The 601-nt window shown below is 66.9% G+C and carries 1 protein-coding gene; it reads right to left on the reverse strand.

Going from position 1 to position 601, the window contains the following annotated elements; genetic code table 11:
* Positions 1-110: 110 nt before the first annotated feature.
* On the reverse strand, positions 111-601 hold a 491-nt coding region (locus HUW62_RS47640), incomplete at its 5' end, for a phage tail sheath family protein (RefSeq protein ID WP_176438225.1).

Consider the following 601-nt stretch of genomic DNA (forward strand, 5'->3'; position numbering starts at 1 on the left):
CTCGCTGCACTTCTGGAAACCGGAGTGCCCGAGGCCGTCAGCCTCACAGAGGAACTTGAAGCGCTTATGGAAGCTGCGCGGCTGTCCGATGATGGCCATGGCCAGTCTCCTTAGAGGCCCGCCGAGGTCAGCTCGGCTTCGAGGGCGCGGGTGTCCTGGGCGATGCGCAGGACGATGAACTCGGCGGGCTTGTTGGTGGCGAGCCCGATGCGCGCCACCAGTTTGCCGGCGAAGACCACGGACGGCGGATTGAGCGCGTCCGAGACGTCAACGAAGAAGGCCTTGGCGGGTTCCTGGCTGCGGAAGGCCCCGTTCTTCATCTGTGCGAGGAGGAAGGCGGCAATGGAGCGCCGCACCTGGGCGCGCAGCCCCTCGGTGTTGTTGCGGTGCCGGGCGAATTGCAGCCCCGACTTGAGGCTGCGCTCGATGAAGGACACCCCGCGCCGCTCGGCGACGTAGGGGAAGTTGCCGCTGGCCTTCAGCGTGCGGCTGCCGTCGATGAAGCGCGGCAGGCCGGGCCCGGTGGTGAGCGGATTGATGCGGCGGGGGTAGACGATGTCCCGCTTCTTCTCTTCGAGGCACTCCTTGGACTCGAAGCCCA

The sequence above is a fragment of the Myxococcus sp. AM011 genome (assembly GCF_013372595.1).
Lineage (GTDB): Bacteria > Myxococcota > Myxococcia > Myxococcales > Myxococcaceae > Myxococcus > Myxococcus eversor.